We start from the raw sequence: 21,522 nt of genomic DNA on the forward strand, positions 1-21,522 counted from the left end.
AGGTGAATAAAGTTTGCGGAAAATACGCTGAGAAAATAGAAAAGCGTCAATGAAGGGACATAGGAATGGCGATTAACGGAGAGAACGGTGTTAGTGCAGTCACCGTGGATGAACTACTCAAGCAAGGCCTTCGGATACCGAACTATCAACGCCCATACAGTTGGGATGTATCGACTGCTCTACAACTGGTGGATGATATCAGCGAAGCTCTTCGAGATACCGAACGAAAAGATATTCCCTATGTTTTGGGTGCAATCATTCTTCACGATGATGGTGAGTATCTCAATGTAGTCGACGGGCAGCAGCGCCTGCTGACTTTGCGAATGATTCTTGCGGCCTTAGATTCGATAAATCATCAAATTTCGATGTCTGGTAACAGCGAAACCCCTGTCTCCCTAGTTTGGATAGAGCTTCAAAGGCGCCTGTCGCAGTTGGAAGATAAAAAAGAGTTTTTGGATTTTATCTGTCACAAATGTCAGTTGGTGCGTATTGTGACGGACGATATTGATGAGGCATTTCGTGTCTTTGATTCCCAGAACTATCGCGGCAAACCGCTTGCCCCTCACGACTTGCTCAAAGCACACCACCTGCGCGAAATGCACGATGAGTCCGCAGCTATGAAAGTGGCTGTCGTTGAGGCTTGGGAAGCCGTAAACGATGAGGATCTGGACAGGCTTTTTTCTACTTTTTTATACCGGATATCCAAGTGGTCACGAGGCGAAAGCTCGCTCGAATTTACTATTCGGGACATCGGCATGTTCAAGGGCATTTCATCACGATCCCACAGGTCATTTTCGCCAAATCTGCGATATCACCTTGCAGCACAAGCCGCTATGCCACTTCTAAGTGCATGGTCGGTATCCTCTACACATGATGCACGAAATGCCGGGCGCAGCCGCTTTCAGCTTGATGCCCCGATAATCGCAGGACGCTCATTTTTCGAGATGGTGACATTCATGCTTGACGAATTGAAGATACTGGAACAAGAGGTTATTGACAGAGGTTTCAAAAACTTTGGCCCATCTCAAAGTCGCTACCGCTACGTGTACGAATTGTTCATTGCCGCGCTGCTTTGCTATACAAACAAGTTTGGCGATGAAGATGTAGATGAAGTGCGAAATAGGTTATTCGCATGGGCATATGCCTTGCGGGTCGAGTTACTTCGTGTGCAATTTGTATCTGCTGACAACCGAGCGCGAGGTAAAAACGATGCAAATAAATCGCCTTTTGTTTTGCTACGTAACGCGATGACTGGAAGTGTTGTCCGCAAACTTCCAATAGCAAGTAAGCCATACAGCGATAACCACGAAAAGGAACTCGTTGCTTTTATCAAGGGGCTGCAATGAGCAAGAAGGAGTTGAAACCTAAACTGTTAACAGTAGGCAAGTTATTCACTGACAATTATCTGATTCCTATTTATCAACGGAACTATGCTTGGCGGGCCGAACAGATTGAGCAACTTATTAGCGATATTCAAGACTCGGTAGTAGGGGGCCAGGACAACTATTTTCTTGGGAACCTTGTTGTAATCAAGCGGGGTAGAGAGGATGAGTTCGAGGTCATAGATGGACAACAACGACTTACAACCCTCTATCTGCTTCTGACCTTCCTGGAGCAAGACGGTGAGGGTGAGAAGCCGTCGGTTGGCCATGCAGGCCACTTGCAATATGAGTCGCGCGCACGGGCAACTGAGGCCCTGCTGCGAGTAGCACAGGAGGCGGCTAAGGAGCACGTTCGACCGCAGGGCTCCACGAGTAATGCAGATGCTGGCATTCATGAAGGCTACAGCATCATCAATCAGTTCTTCAAACAAAATGAAAACCTTAATCGCTCACGCGAAAAATTCTCCGATTTCTTGCTAACGAAGGTGACTGTCGTCCGTGCCTCGCTGCCACCCAATACCGACCTCAATCGCTACTTCGAGATCATGAACACTCGTGGGCAGCAACTCAAGCAGGTTGATATTGTTAAGGCTCGCCTGATGAGCAAACTGCCCAATCAATATGAACGCGAATGCTTTGCGTGGGTTTGGGATTCCTGTGCTGACATGGATTCTTATGTCCAGATGTCTCTGACCCGTGGTGACACAAGTTTGCGAAACAAAGTATTTGGTGATGAATGGTCCTGGCTGGAGGTGACCAGCTTCGCTTCGCTAATGGAAAGTCGTCCGCAATCCGGCATCAATTCATCAAGGCAATCCTCCGAAGGGGTATCGTTGTCCTTGGATGAGGCGTTGTCAAAATACGCTAAAGAGCTCGAGTCAAATTCCACTGAAGACGAGGGCAACGAGCGGTTTCGTTCGACTATTGAGTTTCCGGCCTTTCTGCTACACGTTCTAAGAATTATGAAAGGCGATGAGGTCGAAGACGAAGGCCTGCTTGACGACAAGCGCCTCATCAAGTCATTTGACGACGCCGTAAATAATGTACCCGATGCTAAAGCCGATTGGGTGCGTAGTTTTGCATTTATACTTCTCAAGTGCCGCAACCTCTTCGATGGCTTCATCTTGAAGCGTCAATTCACGGCAAACATCGGTGACGATGGCGATTGGTCTCTCCAGCGACTGAAAAAAGGAGGCGGGGACAAGAAGCCAACCCCGACGTACATCCATGTTTTCTCGGCCAGCAATGGAAGCTTAGAGGAGGACGGGAGTGCTGACCCACATACCCGAGATGTATTGCTGCTTCAGTCCATGCTTCGGATTACCTACACTTCTCCGCGAACGATGCACTGGATTACCAAAGTTCTTCGCTGGCTCTCCGTTAAAGCCCCTCGAGACGTGAAACATGCGGATCTTGCCGATTTGTTGAAGGGATATGCCCGCAGCAAGGTTAAAGAGACATTCTCCTTTGAGAAAGATCAGCAACCACAAGGGTTTGGTATCAGCCGTATCGTCTTTTCGTATCTCGACTATCTTCTGTTGAGTGACTCCTCAAAACGAGATTTCAAATTTCAGTTCAGAACTTCTATTGAGCACTTCTATCCACAGCATCCTGACAAAGAACAGTCGGGCGCGGTTGTTTCAGGTTCTAGCCTTAACCTGCTTGGCAACCTCGCGCTCGTAAGCGTCAGCGCGAACTCAAAATTCAGCAATAGCCTCCCCAGAGCGAAGGCCGAAAACTTCAAGGATACAATTGAACTTCAAAGTCCCAAGCTCAAGAGAATGGCGGAAATCACCCGAAATACAAACTGGGACGATCAGCAGATAACAGCACATCATGAAGCGATGGTGACATTGCTTCGTGATGATGTAAGTCTGGTGGAGGCAAGCGGAAGATCCAACCCAGGGCGTTGACTTCTTTGAATAACCGCTTTTGGACGAATATCCTTTGTGGTGTGCAAGTTGTCAGTCTAAAAGCGTTTTGCGTCGGGCGACACGATCAGTACAGTCTCCAAGTTTTCTTACCATGGTATTTTGTATGGTATCGACATGCAGAGATAATGCTATTTTATTGATTTTATAGTGTTTTAAGACAGCATTAATCATCGAGTGGGAATAAAATAACGTTTATCAGCACTAGTTGATAAAGGTTAAAAAACCAATAGCCATCAGTAAGTTACTGGTGGCTTTTTTTGTATATTTTATTCATTAGTGATAGGATTATTTTTATAAATAATAAATTCAATAAAGTTTTGAATTGATATTTGCTCACTTAAAGGTAATTTAGAATAGGCTTTTCTATCGTAATTAATAGCACTTTTATCATTCTTAGGTATTAATAATTCATAAGCATGACGACCCATTGCTTTAGCTATGGCATCAATACTTTCAGCCGTGCCACTTGCTTCACAATTAATAATACGGTTAACCGTTGATTGTGCAAGACCTGAGTCAATGGAGAGTTTAACTCTTGATTTTATTCCATCGTTTAACATGAATGTTGTGATGTTATCTGAGAGTATTTTGCTAATTTCTGTCGGAATGTATTCTTCTTTTTCTGATCCTGTATGACCTTCTTTTAAATGGTCTATATCCATCCAATATTTGCTAATTCTAGTTACATATTCAACTTTGCGTGACATTGGATCGGTAAGTTCGCGGTGACTTTTTAAACCTTTTGGTGATAGGTAACGAGAGATCATACTTGGTGCTACACCTAACGCATCAGCAAGTAATTTTTGTTTGCCGTTGTAGTAGCGTTCAATAATATAGATCAGATTGTCTCTTCTAATTTCAGCAATGCTTCTTACATCGTTAGTATTCATAGAGAACTCCAATAGATAAAACCATAAAAGGATATTTTGAATCTAAGTATTACCGTTTTGGTTATTTTTATCTATAGTAATTTGTATCTGATTTGAAGGTTGCTCAATGAGTTTTTATTAATGTTTGCACTGACTCAACAAAATCTTGCTATATCGGGTAAATGGCAATCATTGCACCCCAATAAGTTTAATAGAACAGGAAGAATTGTGATTAAATTCATTAGTATGAACTCCCACCCCCAACAACCTTCCTTAATTTTTTTATAATATCCTCTTCAAACCATATATTGTTATTAATAACAACTATTCCATCGATATTATCCGCTAAAACAATCTCAGTTTTAATATCCCTTTTATCTAATAATATCTGTATATGTTGTAAATAGCGGCGTTTACCAGTAAACCAATTTCTATTAATGGTGAGTAAATTAATGGTGTTGGTATATCCACATTTTAGCCATTGTTTTAAATTAAGTAATGCGATTTTGTTTTCTTTAGAAAAAGTAGGGCGAAGAAGATAAAATTGACTACCAGCAGTTTGGGCATCGTAGATATCTTGCAGAAAATCCTCAACACTTTCCCCACTGCCAACGATATCAATTTTACCCGTAAAGATATCCACTAAATAGGCATTTACACCAACATAACAATGCTCTAGTTGATTATAAATAACATAACTTTCAGAGTTACAACGGATTATCCAAAAATCTTGCTTAGGCGATAATTCACAAAAATAAATAGCAAATCGCTCACCATAAGGTGATGAATGACAGTGATTAAGAACGATATCTTGTGCTTGTTGTGAGGTTATCATTTTAATTTATAAATCACCTAATTACACATGGGTAAAATGAGAATTTGACTAAGTTTGTATTGGCTTATGTCTGTGTTATAACCATAGAATATTAGTGTTAAGAAGTAAATTAGTGAAAAAGTAACAATAAGGAGATAAGGACATCATGCATAATGAGATATTAAAAAAATTACCGCAAATAGAGCAAGAGCATCAAGTTAAATTACTTTATGTTGCAGAAAGTGGTAGCCGAGCTTGGGGATTTGCTTCAACAGATAGTGATTATGATGTGAGAGGTATTTTTATACGCCCTCGCAATGCTTATCTTTCTATCGATAAACCTAAAGAAACCTTTGAATGGATAGAAAACAGTTGGTTTGATGTCGGCGCTTGGGATATTACCAAAGCACTGCATTTATTACGTAAATCGAACTGTATATTATTAGAATGGCTTCAATCACCGATAATTTATCAAGAATATCCTAATGTTCAAAAGGAGTTATTTGAGCTTGCAAAACTCTTTTATCAACCCAAAGTGATTGTTCATCATTATCGAGGAATTGCTAAAGTTGTGAGTGGATATTCTCCTGAAAATAACTCAAAGAATGAGATTAGTGTAGAGCCAATAAAATTAAAAAAATGGTTCTATCTATTACGTTCTCTTTTATCCGCTTATTGGACAGTAAAAACGGGTGACATTCCGCCTATGGAGTTGGATAAGCTGATAAAAATCTTAACTATTGAAGAACAAAAAGTCATCAAAGAGCTAGTAGAATTTAAATCAGATAAAGATGAGCATTTTACTTGGATTCCAACGGGTGTGATGCAACATTTAGTGATTTTTTTATGGCAAGAGACAAATGTTCAATTAGCAAAAAGAACAGTACCTGATAATGATATTTTAAATAATTGGTTTAGGAAGAAATTAGATGAAACTGACCATTGAAGATATAAAACCTTACCTTTTATTTGAAAGTATCGCTGGAAGTCGTTCACATAATCTTGCGACAGAAACATCAGATACAGATATTAAAGGCGTATTTTATCTCCCTAAAGATCTTTTTTATGGGTTGGAATACACGCCACAAGTCAGTAATGAAACCAATGATATCGTTTATTATGAACTAGGACGATTTATAGAACTATTGTGTGCATCTAATCCTAATATTTTAGAACTACTTAATTCACCTGAACATGTGGTTATTTATCGTCACCCTTTAATATCATTAATAAAACCAGAATGGTTTTTATCTAAAACTTGTGTTCAAACATTTGTGCATTATGCACAAGGTCAGATTAAAAAAGCTCAAGGATTAAACAAAAAAATAGTAAATCCAGTTGAAAAAAAATTAAAAACTATTCTCGATTTTTGTTATGTGATTGAAGACGGGAAAACAATATTAATCAATACTTGGTTAGAAAATCGACATTGGAAACAAGAACATATTGGATTAACAAAACTCGCACATGCTCAAGATATTTATGCAATTTATTATGATGATAAAGCGACTTATCAAGGAATAATAAAAAAAGAAAGTGCTAATGATGTATTGCTAAGTAGTATTTCTAAAACAGCAAAACTTGAAGGTTATCTTAGTTTTAATAAAGAAGGTTATAGCGCATATCGCAAACAATATCATGAATATTGGCAGTGGGTTGAACAACGTAATGATGTTCGTTACCAACAAAACATCGATCATGGACGAAGTTACGATAGTAAAAATATGATGCATACCTTTAGATTGCTCTATATCGCATTAGGGATCGCACAAGAAGGGAAAGTGAAGGTTTGGTGTGATAATCGAGATGAGTTATTAGCAATTAAAGCCGGTCAGGTTAGTTATGATGAATTATTAGAGCGTAGTAAAATTCTTATCAAGAATATTGAGAATGCATTTCAACTAAGCACATTACCTGATGAAATTGAACCTTCAATCGCAGAAGTTGCACTTATAAATATAAGGAAAGAGCTTTATAAATAGTGAAAAAATAAATTAGTCTAGAAAACTAATATCCCTTACGTAATGTAAGGGATATGCTATTTTTAATATTTTAAGTATACAAACTGAATACAAAAATATTTATCAAATAGCGTTGGCGTATAACCATATTAATTGGTTGCAAGATACTCTGGGTAAGCATCTATTAACTTCATATAGACACGCTTGTGCTCTGCATTCTTTCTGAAATCCTGTTTTAAACAGACTTTAGCTGTATTTTTTAACTCAGCAGGTATATTTTCAGCGTTTGTAGAGGCAATGATGGAAAAACGCACTTTCCTTTTAGACCGACTTAAATTATAAGGTAAACCTAAAATACGTCTTGCGACTCTGTTTGTTTTCACAACTCACTCCTTTTGCATGTAATTTAGAGAAAGCCTGTTTATTATAACAGAAAATAAAAAGAATAAGATGTTGGTAAGCTTATTAATTTAGCATTAAAAGCTATTTAACCTATATATATTTAAAATACTTTCATACAAATAAAATAAATATTTTTCTGTTTATTATTTAATTAACCATCTGTATTATTATTATCTGAAATTAAAATTATTTTTATTATAAAGTATATTTAAAATACCTGTATTAATTTTAAATAAGAAATTTAATTTAATATTAACAACTGGTTACTTGTCTAATAAATGAGATGATATAAGATAGTTTTATTTACAATTTGTTATCATTTTTTGAAAAAATATTAGAAAAGAAGTCTCACTAAAAATTTAACATTGTTTTAATTCAAAGATTCATGGATCCAATTAAGATAACCTTTAAAACAATTTTCAATCGGTATTATAATTACTTCAGGAGTATCGTAAGGATGTATTTCGACAAGAGTATCAATTAAGTTTTGCTGTTTGCTTTTTTCAGATTTTATCATCATAAGTATTTCATTATCTTCAATAATTTCATTATTCCAACGATAAACAGATTTGATTTGAGGAATTAAGTTTACACAAGCAGCAAGTTTCGTATTGATGAGATAGTGAGCAATTTCATTAGCAATTGTTTCATTTGGTGCTGTTGAGTATGCAATTATCATTGTTTTTCCTTTTTAAATTAATTTGATTTTTCATAGCAACAATAAGAGTTGGGTGATTTTAATTTTATCAAAATAAAACTTTTTAAAACTTAAAGCTAATATTTTTATTTTTAGCGAAACAAAACAGTATTTTCAAAAAAAACTTTCTCGATATGAACTGTTTACGGCATTATTAAGGGCTTTTTACGTATTATAAGGTTCTTGTAGTAAAGAAAAATATCAGGGTGCCGATATTATTAGTAGATTAATGAAATGTATCTATTTGTGTTATAAGACTTAATTTTTTCAAAGGCATTTTTATCTTCAATAATATCTCTAATATAAAATAAACTAATTAGTCATAAGATTTATAAAAATTTGTGGGGTTTAAAATGGATAATAATTCGCTAAAAAACGCGAGTTTATTTGATAATGATCCCGTTCTCTATGCTGCATGGCTTTACTATCAGGACGGACTCAGCCAAAGTGAAGTTGCAAATATAATGGGTGTTTCTCGTGTCACTGTAGTGAAATATTTGCATCTAGCTAGAGAAAAAGGATTCGTAAATATTAACTTGGATTCATCAGTATTTTCTACGATTGATTATGCCATAAGAATAAAAGCAAAATTCGATCTTAATAATGTGCTTATTTTACCTGATGAAGAAAAGAATAAATCGCAACACACTTTAAATATGAACAGAGAAAGATTAGCAAAAGCAGGAGCGATGTATCTTTCTCAGATAATTAATGACGATGATATTTTAGGTGTTGCTTGGGGACGAACAATTTATAAATTGGGTAATTATCTTCCACCCAAATCATTAAAAAACATTACAGTACTACAAATGATAGGTGCAGTGGCACCACAGCCTGATTTTAAAACAACAGAAGCTGCTGCGTTAATCGCAAACAAGTTATCAGGGTGCAGTATTAATTTACATGTACCTGCGGTGGTGTCTAGCGCACGTCTAGCAATGGAACTTCAAGCGGAGCCTATTATTAGACGTAATTTTTCAGCGCTAAATCAGTGTAATAAAGCTCTGTTTGTTGTGGGTAATACATGTGATGACAATCCTCTGGTAACAACGGGGGTGTTAACGAGCAGTGAAATGGCTCAATATCGAGATTTGGGTGCTGTGGGTGTAATTTGTGGGCGTTTTTATGATGCACAAGGCAATCCTTTGGTCTCTGATATTGATCTTAGGATTATGGGAATAAGCCTTGCTCAATTAAGACAAATTACACAGCGACTTTTTATTGCAGGTGGCGTGGAAAATATTCAGGCAACTATAGGGGCGATAAAAGGAGGTTACGCCACTGATATTGTGATTGATGAAGTGACAGCGCTAGCATTATTAGAGCTCGATAATTAGTTATAAAATCCTCGTGAAAGCGAGGATTTGTCGGCAAACCACTAGTTTAATATCTACCTATCTCTGATAAAAATGAAATATTTGAAGTGTTTATTTTTGATCAGTTTCTTTTGTAAAGCTTACACATAAAGAAAAAGATAAAAATGATAAGTTGTTAACATTTTTCTCTTTTTTTATATGAGCCTCTTGCCTTAAACAGTTATATCATCCATTATATAAAAAATTATATAACGATAGTTAAGGTCTCCATTTTTATGAAACGCCAATTACTTGCTGGTTTAGGATTAGCATTAGGATTAATTTGTCATAATACATTTGCAGCCGAGCTTCATCTTTATGCTGGAGCTGGGTTAAAACAACCCGTAGAGCAAGTTGTAAGTGTATTTGAAAAAGAGACAGGAAATAAAGTCACTATTGAATATGGTGGTTCAGGTCAAATATTAACACGCTTTAATTTAACTAAGCAGGGGGATTTATTCTTTCCTGGTTCACAAGATTATGTGGAAAAGTTAGATAAAGAAGGGCAAGTCGTTAATCAGTTTTCTATTGTTCGTCATATTCCAGTTATTGCTGTGCGTAAAGATAAAGTGGGTGATATTAAAACACTAGATGATCTTGCGAATAGCTCATTAAAACTAGGAATGGGTGATGCTAAAGCTATCGCATTAGGAAAAAGTGGCGAGCAGCTTATTGATGCGTCAGGTCAAGGCGATAAATTACGTGATAAAGTTGTTGTGCGTACAGCAACGATTAAACAATTGCTTATGTATTTATTAAATGGGGAAGTGGATACCGCCATTATTGGATATGCAGATGCAATGAAAAACCAAGATAAACTTGTTTTACTTCCAGTTCCTGAAGGTAGCCCTGAAGAAGTGGCAACTCTCGCTGTTTTAAAAACATCAGCAAACCCAAAAGAAGCACAATTACTTGCTGATTATTTTACGCGTGCTGAAGGGATAAAGGCTTTTACTGATTATGGTTTTCTTCCTGTAATTTCGAAACCATAGATTTTTTTCTCACATAAATTGTGTTTTTTCGCCACCAACTCACTGGTGGCTTTTTTCATTATTACAGCAAAATAAATATCTATCTTAAAAAGGAAATAACGTGTTTCGATGGGCATTAATTCCACTTTTTTTGTTGTTATTTCTGATCTTAGGATCGCTAATTGCACTAATATGCCAGCTTTCTTATGTTGAATTGAGGCAAGTTATTACTGATCCTGAATTCCATTTTGCTATTGGTATGTCACTGAGTACAGCGTTAACTTCTTTATGCTTGGCTATTATCCTAGGTGTGCCAGCAGCATGGGCGATGGCAAGAATTCCTTTTAAAGGACATCGTTTTATTGATGCATTATTAGATTTACCTTTGGTGACACCTCCATTGGTTATCGGTATCGGATTATTATTATTGTTAGGAAATCAGGGGCCTTTAACAGGAATTTTCCCTGAATTATCTCGCTCTCTCTTTTCACCATTGGGTATTATTATTGCCCAAACTTATGTCGCTAGTGCGATTATTATGAGAAATAGCCTCTCTGCTTTTAAATCTGTTGATCCTGCTTATATTCAAACTGCACAAAATCTAGGGTTAACGCCAACAAAAACATTTTTCCTGATTGAGATCCCTCTGTGTTGGCCCGCTTTAATGAGTGGAAGTATCATTGCATTTTCTAGAGCCTTAGGTGAATTTGGCGCTACGTTAATGTTAGCTGGTGCAACAAGATTAAAAACAGAAACGTTACCTATGGCAATTTATTTAAATATCGCCAGCGGAGACTTCACTCTGGCAATAGGTTGTGCACTTGTTCTTACCGCAATTGCGATTACTTTACTATTTGCGTTACATCGTTTGCAGCGAGAAAGGAAAAGATCATGCTAGAAATTCGTTCATTAACAACGGGTATATTAAAAGATGTTTCGCTAAACGTAGAGAAAGGGACATGCTTAGGAATAAGTGGTACATCTGGAAGTGGTAAAACAACGCTTTTAAATGCGATAGCTGGATATACTTCATATTCTGGTGATATCTACCTTGCAGATAAAAATATAAATAGGCAACCAGTGTGGTTACGTTCTTGCCGATATTTAAATCAACGGCTTTATTTATTTCCGTTTATGACGGTGACACAAAATTTATGGCTAGCACAATATGGCGCAAAACAGAAACGAAGCAAGGAGAGAGAAACGGCGATATTAGAACAAATGGGAATTGCACATCTCGCAGCACGTTATCCTCATCAAATATCAGGAGGGGAACAACAACGCGTTGCACTGGCGAGAGCTCTTATCAGCCAACCCAAACTTTTACTACTGGATGAACCTTTTTCGAGTTTGGATTGGGAAACACGTTATCAGCTTTGGGATTTAATTGATTCCTTAAAATCTAAGGAAATAACGATGATCATGGTTACTCATGAGCCTCGTGAAATCAGAGCGCTAGCAGATAAAACGGTTTTATTGTCTAAAGGACAAGTTGTTACTGAAAATTCTATGCTATGAAATTATTGCCTTGCTTATTGATTACCAAGCCATTACTGACCAATGGATAATACGCCCCATAATTTTTACAGAATCAGTTTCTGCAGATTCATCAGGAAACTCGTCTTTATTATAGCTACGTATAATCAATTTACCGCCAGGTTGACGGTAGAGTAGTTTTATTCTAAATAAGGCATCTTGTTCGATAGCATAAATGCCACCATCAACAATACGTGTGTTACCTGTATCGACAGTGACTGTTGAGCCATTTGGAATAACAGGTGACATACTATCGCCATAAACAGAAAAGCAAATAACGTTTTGAGAAGATGCGCCATAACGGCGTAGTGTGCTTTTTGAAAATCTCAATTTATATCCATTATGATCTTCGTTAGTACAACAACCATCACCTGCTGCGAGTTCGATACTTTTAAAATAGGGAATTTCCACTTCATCAGCACCCAAAGGAGTATTACTGTCCCATTCACTCACTGGTTGCCATTCATTCTCTGGTGGAATTTCAGAATTCACATTGGATTGTTCTTCACCTTCGAGTAGCCAAGTTAAATCACAACTTAATGCTTTTGCTAATTCAGGTAAAAAACGGGGACGTTTAGTTTTACCACTTTCTAGCTGTTCTATGGATTGCTGTGTTGTACTTGCTAAAGTAGCAAGCTCTGATTGTGTTAAACCTAACGCAATGCGTTTATCTTTGGTACGTTTCGCAATAGACATTAGTGACTCCTAATACGTGTCCTTACATATTCAAGTACAAAGAGTATATCGTAAAAAGAAAACAAATTAAATTGTATTTTATCTTAATCATAAAATTAAGAATAAATTAATTACTTAATTTTGAAAACATCGTCTGCACTATCTGGTGGGGTGAGATAAGGGTTTTCATCAGTAACTTCAGGATCTCTTAAGACTTCTCCACAGAAAATAATAAAGTCTGGTCTTTTTTGTTTTAAGTAGTTAAGTCGTGTTGTGCATTCATCTTTAGTATAAATTGTTTCTGTAATAGGAACTGCATCACAAGAATCATTTCCACAAGGACTTACTAACAACACATAACCGACCAGCATGAGCTGTGAAGTAAACATAAAATATCCTTTTAACTATTCATGTTTGGTCATCAAAATCAGACCGCTAGATTACCTATTTGTTGATAAAAAAGCAGTTTCTATTTGTCTTAAATAGCATTAATGATGCAAAAAGGTGTATGTGATCACAATTTTTCTAGTGTTTGTTTGTATTTTTTCGCAATGTGTTATAGGCAAAAAACCTAAATATAAGGCAATAATACGCTATGAGATATTGTGAAAACAAATAGAATTGTTTTTTAGTCTGTTTGGTTGTTGTAATATTGTTATTTGTAATATTTAATTGATATTTTCTATGTAATATTAATTTAAATGATGTTTGTTTATTAGATAAATTAAGGTGAATTACATTATATTTAGCAAAAATTAAAGAGGTTACAGCAATAAATAGAGAATAATTTTATTTTAGGGTTATTACAAAATTGATAAAATTTATTCTTATATTAATGTTTGCTTTTAATAATCTTCTTAAAAAGAAAATTAAAGATAAAAAGAGCTAATTTTTTCCTTATCTATTGATTGTAAAGGATAAAAAATAAATCATTTTCATTGTGTAACTAATAAGATCCTTGTGATAATTAGAGTTACTCTTTTTATGATACGTTGCAAAACTAATTAAACTTCATTTAATCTCTATCTGTAAATAACGAGTGATATAAAAATATGCCGAAATTTATTTTTATCACGTATAATTTATCGGTAGGAAAGGCGAAGTTAGCTCTCTTTATTAAATTAATTTTAAATAATGTATTTGCTACCTTATATTTTAATATAGGAAATATTTTTTATAAGATTTTTTTGGCCAGAATAACTTTTTATGATGATGGTGAATTATGTTAAAGAAAATTGTAGGTTCTCTGTTTTTAATATTTACAGTCATGGCATTATCAGCTTGTGGTGATAAAACGGATGATCCAGGGCAGGCAGCAGTTGCATTTGTTGAAGCAGTTGCTGAAGGGAATGGGGATAAAGTCATTTCATTAATTCACTTAGGTGATATGGAAGGAGATCCAAGAGCTGAACAATTTAATAGCAAATTTAAAATGATTGTAGAAGAGACTGGAAAACAAGTTAAAAAGCAAGGTGGCTTGAGTAAAGTTGAAGTTATCAGTATTGAATATAGTGAAGATAAAAATAGTGCAATTGTGACATTAAAAACTGCATTAAAAGATGGTGTGGAAAAAAATCAAGCACAAGAGATGATTAATGTCGATGGTAAATGGAAAGTTGCCATCAAGTGATTGTTCGCACATTTAATATTTTCGCTTTATTCTTAGTGGGTGCATTTTATGCACTCGCTTTGCCTCATGACTTAAAGAACGGTGATTTGGTTTTTCGGGATGGGGATGAAGTTATTAGTGAGATAATTAAACAAGTTGATAAAAGCGGGTTTAGCCACGTAGGTATGCTGTGGATCTCTGATAACGGCATTCAAGTGATCCATTCAACACCCAGTGAACATCATAATATAAAAGATGGTGTTACTGTGGATAGTCTTGAATTTTTCATTAGTCGAGCAAAACCTAATTCAGTTCGTTTTTACCAAGTGAAAGGAAGTGAAGAAGCAAGAGAGATTGCGGTGCAAACCGCATTAGAACGAGTGGGTGAAAATTTTAGTATTCATTCTGGGCAAGGTGTTTATTGCACTGAGCTAGTTGCTACTGCATGGTTAAAAGCAGGGGTTTCTATTTCTACTGGTACTCGAAAATTAGATATGCCATTTATTTCAGATAATCCACTTATTTTTCCTGAAAATCTGATTGATTCTGAAAATATTATCCAATATCCCCAGTAACAGTTATTTTTGCTATCTTTTAATAACTATTAACCAAGAAAAATAAATAACATTAATTTTCTAGCTCTTTGGGAAACTTACAGGTAGTATCTGTCTAAATTTATTTTCCTCTCTCTTTTGATTATTTAGGTCGTTGTTATGTAATACGCATTAAGGCACTGAAGGATATAGTGCAAATACAGAAAAATAAACTTACCGAATTTCTCTTTAAATTTGGTAGACCTTCTGTTACTTAATGAGTATTAAATAATGAATAATCAATCACAAAAATATGATAGAACCTATCATTATCCTTTTTCACCAGGCACAACAAATGACGATCGTATAAATGCGCAATGGTGGCAGGATATTTGCCAAATAAAACAACTTATCCATACAGAAAAACTGGATGGAGAAAATAATTGCCTAAATAAAATGGGGGTTTTTGCTCGCTCGCATGCAACCCCAGCTCAATCAGCGTGGACATCTCAATTGCGTCAACGTTGGCAAATGATGAAAAACGATTTAGGTGAGTTAGATATTTTTGGTGAAAATCTATATGCCATTCATTCTATTGAATATGCACATTTAGAAGAATATTTTTATGTGTTTGCCGTTCGTTATAAAGATAAATGGCTAAGTTGGGAAGAAGTACAGTTTTATGCTTCTCTCTTTGATCTGCCAACGGTGCCAGAAATTAAACTGCCTGAATGTCAGGATAAAACTGATTTTGAAAATATGATTGTTTCACAAGCCAAGCAAGCAAGTTTTTTTCAATCACAAGATGTTTTAACGCAAAAACCAAGCCCAATGGAAGGCATTGTTACACGAGATGCTCAGTCATTTTCTTTAGATGATTTTTCACATCGTGTTTTTAAATATGTTAGAAAAGACCATGTTAAAACAGATGTTCATTGGAAAAAAAATTGGCGACGAGCGCCTTTAATTTGGGAAAAAACACAGGAGTCTCAATGATGCTTCATAAGAAATTACACACTGAAATGTCATGGGAACACCTTTGTGAACTGTATGATGAAATTAGTGATATGGCAGGTGTTATGCAAGATCCTATTCATCATGCAGAAGGTGATGTAGCGATACATACACAAAGAGTAATCAATTCAGTTAAATCATTACCAGAATATGAAACGTTAACTGAAAGAGAACAGCAGATTTTATGGATCTCGGCACTTCTTCATGATGTAGAAAAGCGTTCTACAACACGAGAAGAAGAGGGGCGAATTGTTTCACCGGGTCATGCACGTAAAGGTGAATTGACAACGCGTCTTTTTCTATATGAAAAAGTACCTTTAAATTTTGCTGATAGAGAGCAGATTGCGGCTTTAGTTCGTTTTCATGGACTACCGCTGTGGGTAATGGATAAACCGGATCCTAAAAAAGCACTGCTTGCTGCATCATTAAGAGTAGATTGCTATTTATTGGCATTATTGGCTAAAGCTGATGTTTTAGGGCGAGATTGTGAAGATGAGCAGGCACTTTTTGATAAAATTGCGTTATTTATCCTTTATTGCGAAGAGCTAAATTGTTGGCGTAGAGCAGCTCCATTTTCTTCAGATAATGCTCGTTTTCACTATTTTTATACAGAGAATAGTACGGATTGCAATTATGAGCCTTATCCTGAAAAAGGAAGTGAGGTTACGATATTATGTGGATTACCAGGTATGGGAAAAGATACCTTTATTCGCCAACATTGTGCAGATATTCCGATTGTAAGTTTAGATGATCTCCGTCGCCAGCATAATATTAAACCTGATAATAGAGATGCTAATGGTTGGATAGCACAGCAAGCAAAAGAACAAGCTCGTATTTATTTACGAGAGCATAAACCTTTTGTTTGGAACGCCACCAATATTACGCGAAAAATGCGAGATCAACTGATCTCTTTGTTTTATCGTTATAATGCAAAAGTCACCTTGGTTTATATTGAAGTTCCTTATGCGCAATGGCAGAGGCAAAATAATGCAAGAAATGAAGCTGTACCGACTAAAGTCATGGAACGAATGTTGAGTAAATTGGAAGTGCCCACACCAGAAGAAGCGCATAAAGTGATTTATTGGATCGAAGGGCAATCTCAGAGCATACTTTAATTATCTGGCGAATTTTGGTGAAATGATAAGTCAGTTATAAAAATAAAAGGGTTACTTATAAAAATAAGTAACCCTTTTATTTATTGAGTGGAGCTAATTTGCAGGTAAAACAACGTACTAAATTTATTTTTTAACGTGATGAATAATATCGAAATAGGTATTACGATCATCAGCATTTGGATAAATACGATAGGTATACTCGTCATTTTTAACTGTGATATTTTCTACATCTCGGGTGAATAGTGTTTTACCTTCCGTATCTTTAGCAACTAAGGTACGTAATTTACCATCATCTGACATTGACCAGTCACCTTGCATTTTTTGTTTACCTTCTGGTGTAAACATAATAAATGTGCCATTTGGGTAATATTCAGCAAAGCCAAAATAATTGCTTACTTGTGTATTGTCTGAACTTGTTTTATTACCTTTTTCATCGACCGCATCTGTAGTTACCCAGACTTTTTCTATCATGATTTTCTCATAGTCATTAAGCTCTTTTTGAGCCTGAATAACGCCTTGAGCTTGAATATTGGTAGATGATGTTGAATTCTCTGTGGCAAAAAGAGAAAAGCTAGCGCTTAATAATGAGATTGCGATAAGTGATTTTATTTTCATTAATATATCCTTATTTTACGTTGTACTTTTTGTCAGGAGTTTATGTTGTGTCTGACGGTATGAGTAAACTTAAGTATAAAATAGGCAAAGTGCGAGGAAAGAAGTATGTCTAAATGTTTCTGATAAAAAGACTTTTTGACAAAAGCAAATAGTTTAAAATATCGATATATTTATTTTTATTGGCGTTATTATCTGCGTTTATTCTTATTCCAGATATAATTACTGTGAATGAAGTGGCTAAAAAAACAAATCATATTTATAGATGATACCAAAAATAGATAAAAACCATTCTTGATTTACAATATAAACTCAAAGATTGACTTACAGGTGAACTAAATAGACAAAGGTGATAACTTTTTTATCTAACTAAATGTTACTTAGATCACAAAAATGAAAGATGAAAAATGCGTGTGTTTTAAGCGTTGCTTTTGCATTACTTAAGTAATTTACGTCCTTTGGCAAAAGGGTATCGTTTTCTTTGGTATTTAATGATTAAAATTTCTTTATGGTAAATCCTGATTAAAAATCAGAGATGATAAAAATAATTAATGCATTGCTCGATTCAATTAGATTGTATTTTATTTAAGCATTATTACGGTTTTTTTATAGAAATATAAAATGATTTTTTTGTAATGTCTTATTTATAAAAGTAAATTTTATTCTTGCATGTGAAATTTTAATATTATTACCTGTGGATAGATAAAAAGTAATATTAAATTTATTTATACTAAATAAGTTAAAGTTACGTTATTTAATGACTCTGTTTTTTATAAAAAAAGAATAAGCCTCAAATTTATTTATTAAATAATCTTACTATTATCATTGTTTATTTCTGTTTCTTTTTGTTTTTTATTTTTGTATTTCTGCTTTTTTTTGCTTTTAATAAATAACATATGATTGTAATCACAATCCCATAACAACTAATAAACTAAAGTTGTTGCCATAGAGGTAACATTAAATGAAAGCAGAACGTCATAAGAAAATAATTAATCTGATCAAAGGTAATGGTGCAGTAAAAGTTTCTGTTTTGGCTAAAGAACTTAATGTTACCAAAGAAACAATACGATCAGATTTAAATACACTAGCAGAAAAAGGAATTATAAAAAGATGCCACGGTGGCGCTTTTATAGAATTTGAAACATTAGATAAAGTAGCTAAGAAAGAAATTATACAATTTCTAGAATGTAATGATCAAATTGATAAAAACGATTTAGCAAACAAGACAGCAATAAATAAGGTGTGCGTACTGGGTTCATTTAATGTTGATATGATTAGCTATCTTCCTAGATTGCCAGAAGCCGGGGAATCCTTATTATCGAATAAATTTATCTTCTCACCGGGAGGTAAAGGCTGTAACCAAGCACTGGCAGCGAGTTATGCTGATGCGCAGGTACATTTTATTACGAAGATAGGCACTGATCAATTTAGTGATTATGCAGTTAATTTTATATCGTCATCAAGAATAAAAACATCAACGATATATCAAACTGAAAATTACCAAACAGGAACCGCTTCTATTTTTGTTTCGGAAGAGAGTGGAGAGAATATTATTTCTATTTACTCTGGTTCTAATATGGATATTTCTGCTGATGAAGTAAAAATACAGAAAGATAAAATTATTGATGCAGATATCATTTTACTACAATTAGAAACAAATATTGAAGCATTAAAAGAAATTATTGCTATTGGAAACGAGAATAATATTCCTATTATTCTTAATCCGGCACCTTATAACAGAATAGTTAATGAATTACTTCCGATGATAGATGTATTAACACCTAATGAAACGGAAGCGAGTTTATTATCTGGAATAGAAGTACTTGATTTAGAATCCGCAAAAAATGCTGCGGTTTCTATTTATCAGCAAGGCGTAAATAAGGTGGTTATTACGCTGGGTAGTAAAGGTTCGTTAGCTTATGACGGATATAAGTATATTTACTCGCCGGCATATCCGGCAGTTGTAAAAAATACAGCAGGGGCAGGTGATGCTTTTAATGGTGCACTCGCTGCCTCGTTGGCAAAAGGAAAGCAGTTTTCTTATGCGTTACGCTATGCATCAGCTTTTTCATCATTAGCTGTTGAGACGAGTAATGCTTCAGAAATGCCTGAAGATATTAATGTCATGCATCGCATCAATCAAACAACATATTCACAGATTGTCACCCAATCCCCTGAATAAATAATCTTTTTTGAAAGAGGAATAAAAATGAAAATCTTATTTATTGGTGAGTCATGGCACATTCATATGATCCACTCCAAAGGCTACGACAGTTTCACTTCCAGCAAATATGAAGAAGGTTCAACGTTCTTATTAAGTTGCTTAAGAGAAAAGGGTGTTGAAGTTGATTATATGCCTGCTCATACCGTTCAGGTTGCATTCCCACAAACGGCTGAAGCATTAGCTAAATACGATGTCATTGTCATTAGTGACATTGGTGCAAATACGTTCCTTCTGCAAAACGATACTTTCTATAACATGAAAGTTATTCCTAACGCATTAGGGTTAATTAAAGAGTTTGTAGTTAATGGCGGTGGTTTATTAATGATTGGTGGTTACCTGTCATTTATGGGTATTGAAGCTAAAGCAAACTACAAAAACACATTACTTGCAGAAGTTCTGCCTGTTGAAATGCTAGATGGTGACGATCGTGTTGAAGCGCCTGAAGGTGTATTTGCAAGTGCTGTTAATGCTCAACATGCATCAGTAAAAGGTTTTGGTGAATGGCCAATGTTCCTTGGCTATAACAAAGTTTCAGCTAAAGAGAATACAGAGACTGTATTAAATATTGGCGAAGATCCATTACTGGTATTTGGTCAGTTCGAAAAAGGAAAAACAGGTTGCTTTATGAGTGACTGTTCTCCTCACTGGGGTAGCAAAGAATTCTTAGCATGGCCTCATTATGCAGATATGTGGGTCAACATTCTTAAACAAATCGCCCGTTAATTTGAATTAAGAATAACTGTCATAAAAAGTAAAAAAGCGCAGAGTTGCCGCTCTGCGCTAATAAAAAACCGATTACTTGAAAAATAAAAAAAGAAATCACTCATAGCCAATAATCCAAAAGGAACATCTTATGAGTACAAAAAATTTATCAACACCATTGCTGATGTTAGCAACTGTGTTAGCAGGTATGCTATCACCAATGCAGTCGGCGGTGAATGGGCAGTTAGGGCATGTTTTAAAAGATGGTAACGCCAGTGCAGTTATCTCTTTTGCCAGTGGTTTAGTGGTGATGTTTTTTATCATCATGTCGAAAAAACAGTATCGCCAGCAATTTGCTTCAATTCCAAGTTTAATTAAAACGCGCAAAATTCCATTATGGAACTGGTTTGCGGGTCTTTGTGGTGCAATGGTTGTTTTCTCTGAAGGGGCTTCTGCGAGCGCATTAGGGATTGCAACATTCCAAACAGCATTGATCTCAGCACTCTTATTATCAGGCTTATTATGTGACCGCTTTGGTGTTGGTGTTGATGAGAAAAAATATTTCACGCCATATCGTGTATTAGGTGCAGTATTAGCCGTTATTGCAACTTTATTTGTGGTCTCTCCACAATGGCACTCAACCTCATTTATCTATTTAGCAATCTTACCTTTCCTTGCAGGTTTATTAGCCGGTTGGCAGCCAGCAGGTAACTCTAAAGTTGCAGAAGCAACCGGTTCTATGATGGTGTCTATCACTTGGAACTTTATTGTTGGCTTCACTGTTTTAACCATTGCTCTTATTGTTCGTATGGCATTAGGCCATATCACTCTTGAATTACCAGGTACTTGGTGGATGTATTTAGGTGGTCCTTTAGGACTCATGTCTATCGCATTAATGGCTATTTTAGTTCGTGGTTTAGGCTTACTGATGTTAGGTGTTGCTTCAACAGCAGGTCAATTATTAGGTTCTGTATTAATTGACTTATTATTACCTTCATTAGGCAATACCGTTTATTTAGTGACAATCATCGGTACATTATTTGCGCTAGTAGGTGCGATTGTAACCACAATCCCTGAATTCAGAGCCACTAAGTCAGCAAAAGCGTAGGAGTATCGT

At 35.5% G+C, this 21,522-nt stretch carries 22 protein-coding genes; 15 read left to right on the forward strand and 7 right to left on the reverse strand.

Translation table 11 applies throughout. The features are described from left to right. Nucleotides 1–65: 65 nt before the first annotated feature. The gene (locus GTK47_RS11110) at nt 66–1,346 is read left to right on the forward strand and encodes a DUF262 domain-containing protein (protein ID WP_165123197.1); all 1,281 of its coding nucleotides are present in this window, start codon (nt 66–68) and stop codon (nt 1,344–1,346) included. Continuing rightward, nucleotides 1,343–3,295, forward strand: coding sequence for a DUF262 domain-containing protein (locus tag GTK47_RS11115; RefSeq protein WP_165123199.1), 1,953 nt, complete (start codon nt 1,343–1,345; stop codon nt 3,293–3,295). Before GTK47_RS11110 ends, GTK47_RS11115 begins: the two co-directional genes overlap by 4 nt. A gap of 287 nt (nt 3,296–3,582) precedes the next feature. Here GTK47_RS11115 and GTK47_RS11120 read toward each other — a convergent pair whose 3' ends face one another. Beyond that, on the reverse strand, nt 3,583–4,206 hold the full coding sequence (locus GTK47_RS11120; protein WP_165123201.1) for an XRE family transcriptional regulator: 624 nt from the start codon (nt 4,204–4,206) through the stop codon (nt 3,583–3,585). Nucleotides 4,207–4,426: 220 nt separating this feature from the next. Continuing rightward, entirely contained in the window at nt 4,427–5,020 is a 594-nt protein-coding gene (locus tag GTK47_RS11125) for a hypothetical protein (protein WP_165123203.1), read from the reverse strand. Between the two features lie 145 nt (nt 5,021–5,165). On the opposite strand from GTK47_RS11125, the gene GTK47_RS11130 reads away from it, so the two are divergent. Together GTK47_RS11130 and GTK47_RS11135 are read left to right on the forward strand one after the other, a co-directional pair. Continuing rightward, complete coding sequence (locus GTK47_RS11130; RefSeq protein WP_165123205.1) at nt 5,166–5,945, forward strand: nucleotidyltransferase domain-containing protein; 780 nt, start codon at nt 5,166–5,168, stop codon at nt 5,943–5,945. Next, nucleotides 5,929–6,981: a nucleotidyltransferase domain-containing protein gene (locus tag GTK47_RS11135; protein WP_165123207.1), complete on the forward strand. Its 1,053-nt coding sequence runs from the start codon at nt 5,929–5,931 to the stop codon at nt 6,979–6,981. Before GTK47_RS11130 ends, GTK47_RS11135 begins: the two co-directional genes overlap by 17 nt. Nucleotides 6,982–7,109: 128 nt before the next feature. On the opposite strand, the gene sra is transcribed toward GTK47_RS11135, so the two are convergent. Further along, complete coding sequence (gene sra, locus GTK47_RS11140) at nt 7,110–7,343, reverse strand: stationary-phase-induced ribosome-associated protein (protein WP_165123209.1); 234 nt, start codon at nt 7,341–7,343, stop codon at nt 7,110–7,112. A 389-nt stretch (nt 7,344–7,732) separates the two neighbouring features. Then, on the reverse strand, nt 7,733–8,041 hold the full coding sequence (gene cutA / locus GTK47_RS11145; protein WP_165123211.1) for a divalent-cation tolerance protein CutA: 309 nt from the start codon (nt 8,039–8,041) through the stop codon (nt 7,733–7,735). A gap of 371 nt (nt 8,042–8,412) precedes the next feature. On the opposite strand from cutA, the gene GTK47_RS11150 reads away from it, so the two are divergent. The 4 genes from GTK47_RS11150 (at nt 8,413) to GTK47_RS11165 (ending at nt 11,903) form a co-directional block, all read left to right on the forward strand. Beyond that, nucleotides 8,413–9,396: a sugar-binding transcriptional regulator gene (locus GTK47_RS11150; RefSeq protein WP_075674265.1), complete on the forward strand. Its 984-nt coding sequence runs from the start codon at nt 8,413–8,415 to the stop codon at nt 9,394–9,396. Between the two features lie 254 nt (nt 9,397–9,650). Beyond that, nucleotides 9,651–10,406, forward strand: a complete 756-nt coding sequence (gene modA, locus GTK47_RS11155; protein ID WP_165123213.1) for a molybdate ABC transporter substrate-binding protein — start codon at nt 9,651–9,653, stop codon at nt 10,404–10,406. A gap of 100 nt (nt 10,407–10,506) precedes the next feature. Further along, nucleotides 10,507–11,283 carry an ABC transporter permease gene (locus GTK47_RS11160; RefSeq protein ID WP_165123215.1) on the forward strand — a complete coding sequence of 259 codons (777 nt, stop codon included), beginning with the start codon at nt 10,507–10,509 and terminating at the stop codon, nt 11,281–11,283. After that, nucleotides 11,277–11,903, forward strand: a complete 627-nt coding sequence (locus tag GTK47_RS11165) for an ATP-binding cassette domain-containing protein (RefSeq protein WP_165123217.1) — start codon at nt 11,277–11,279, stop codon at nt 11,901–11,903. Before GTK47_RS11160 ends, GTK47_RS11165 begins: the two co-directional genes overlap by 7 nt. A 21-nt stretch (nt 11,904–11,924) precedes the next feature. On the opposite strand, the gene GTK47_RS11170 is transcribed toward GTK47_RS11165, so the two are convergent. After that, nucleotides 11,925–12,617: a helix-turn-helix transcriptional regulator gene (locus tag GTK47_RS11170; protein ID WP_165123219.1), complete on the reverse strand. Its 693-nt coding sequence runs from the start codon at nt 12,615–12,617 to the stop codon at nt 11,925–11,927. 110 nt (nt 12,618–12,727) lie between these two features. Beyond that, nucleotides 12,728–12,985 carry a hypothetical protein gene (locus tag GTK47_RS11175; RefSeq protein WP_165123221.1) on the reverse strand — a complete coding sequence of 86 codons (258 nt, stop codon included), beginning with the start codon at nt 12,983–12,985 and terminating at the stop codon, nt 12,728–12,730. Between the two features lie 833 nt (nt 12,986–13,818). On the opposite strand from GTK47_RS11175, the gene GTK47_RS11180 reads away from it, so the two are divergent. The 4 genes from GTK47_RS11180 to GTK47_RS11195 all read left to right on the forward strand — a co-directional run bounded on the left by GTK47_RS11180 (nt 13,819) and on the right by GTK47_RS11195 (nt 16,867). After that, on the forward strand, nt 13,819–14,226 hold the full coding sequence (locus GTK47_RS11180) for a DUF4878 domain-containing protein (RefSeq protein ID WP_165123223.1): 408 nt from the start codon (nt 13,819–13,821) through the stop codon (nt 14,224–14,226). Further along, on the forward strand, nt 14,205–14,780 hold the full coding sequence (locus GTK47_RS11185; RefSeq protein WP_165123225.1) for a YiiX/YebB-like N1pC/P60 family cysteine hydrolase: 576 nt from the start codon (nt 14,205–14,207) through the stop codon (nt 14,778–14,780). Before GTK47_RS11180 ends, GTK47_RS11185 begins: the two co-directional genes overlap by 22 nt. A gap of 249 nt (nt 14,781–15,029) precedes the next feature. Continuing rightward, entirely contained in the window at nt 15,030–15,734 is a 705-nt protein-coding gene (locus GTK47_RS11190) for an RNA ligase family protein (RefSeq protein ID WP_165123227.1), read from the forward strand. Next, nucleotides 15,731–16,867, forward strand: coding sequence for an AAA family ATPase (locus tag GTK47_RS11195; RefSeq protein WP_165123229.1), 1,137 nt, complete (start codon nt 15,731–15,733; stop codon nt 16,865–16,867). The genes GTK47_RS11190 and GTK47_RS11195 overlap by 4 nt, the downstream gene beginning before the upstream one ends. A 123-nt stretch (nt 16,868–16,990) precedes the next feature. Here GTK47_RS11195 and GTK47_RS11200 read toward each other — a convergent pair whose 3' ends face one another. Further along, on the reverse strand, nt 16,991–17,482 hold the full coding sequence (locus GTK47_RS11200) for a DUF4822 domain-containing protein (RefSeq protein ID WP_165123231.1): 492 nt from the start codon (nt 17,480–17,482) through the stop codon (nt 16,991–16,993). A 958-nt stretch (nt 17,483–18,440) separates the two neighbouring features. Between GTK47_RS11200 and GTK47_RS11205 the strand changes: the two genes are divergently transcribed. The 3 genes from GTK47_RS11205 (at nt 18,441) to GTK47_RS11215 (ending at nt 21,513) form a co-directional block, all read left to right on the forward strand. Beyond that, nucleotides 18,441–19,661, forward strand: coding sequence for a PfkB family carbohydrate kinase (locus GTK47_RS11205; protein WP_165123233.1), 1,221 nt, complete (start codon nt 18,441–18,443; stop codon nt 19,659–19,661). Nucleotides 19,662–19,688: 27 nt separating this feature from the next. After that, nucleotides 19,689–20,426, forward strand: coding sequence for a glutamine amidotransferase (locus GTK47_RS11210; RefSeq protein ID WP_109393946.1), 738 nt, complete (start codon nt 19,689–19,691; stop codon nt 20,424–20,426). A 130-nt stretch (nt 20,427–20,556) separates the two neighbouring features. Further along, nucleotides 20,557–21,513 (forward strand): DMT family transporter, encoded by a 957-nt coding sequence (locus GTK47_RS11215; RefSeq protein WP_165123235.1) that lies wholly within the window; start codon nt 20,557–20,559, stop codon nt 21,511–21,513. Nucleotides 21,514–21,522: the final 9 nt, after the last annotated feature.

The sequence above is a fragment of the Proteus sp. ZN5 genome, from assembly GCF_011046025.1.
Classification (GTDB): Bacteria; Pseudomonadota; Gammaproteobacteria; order Enterobacterales; family Enterobacteriaceae; genus Proteus.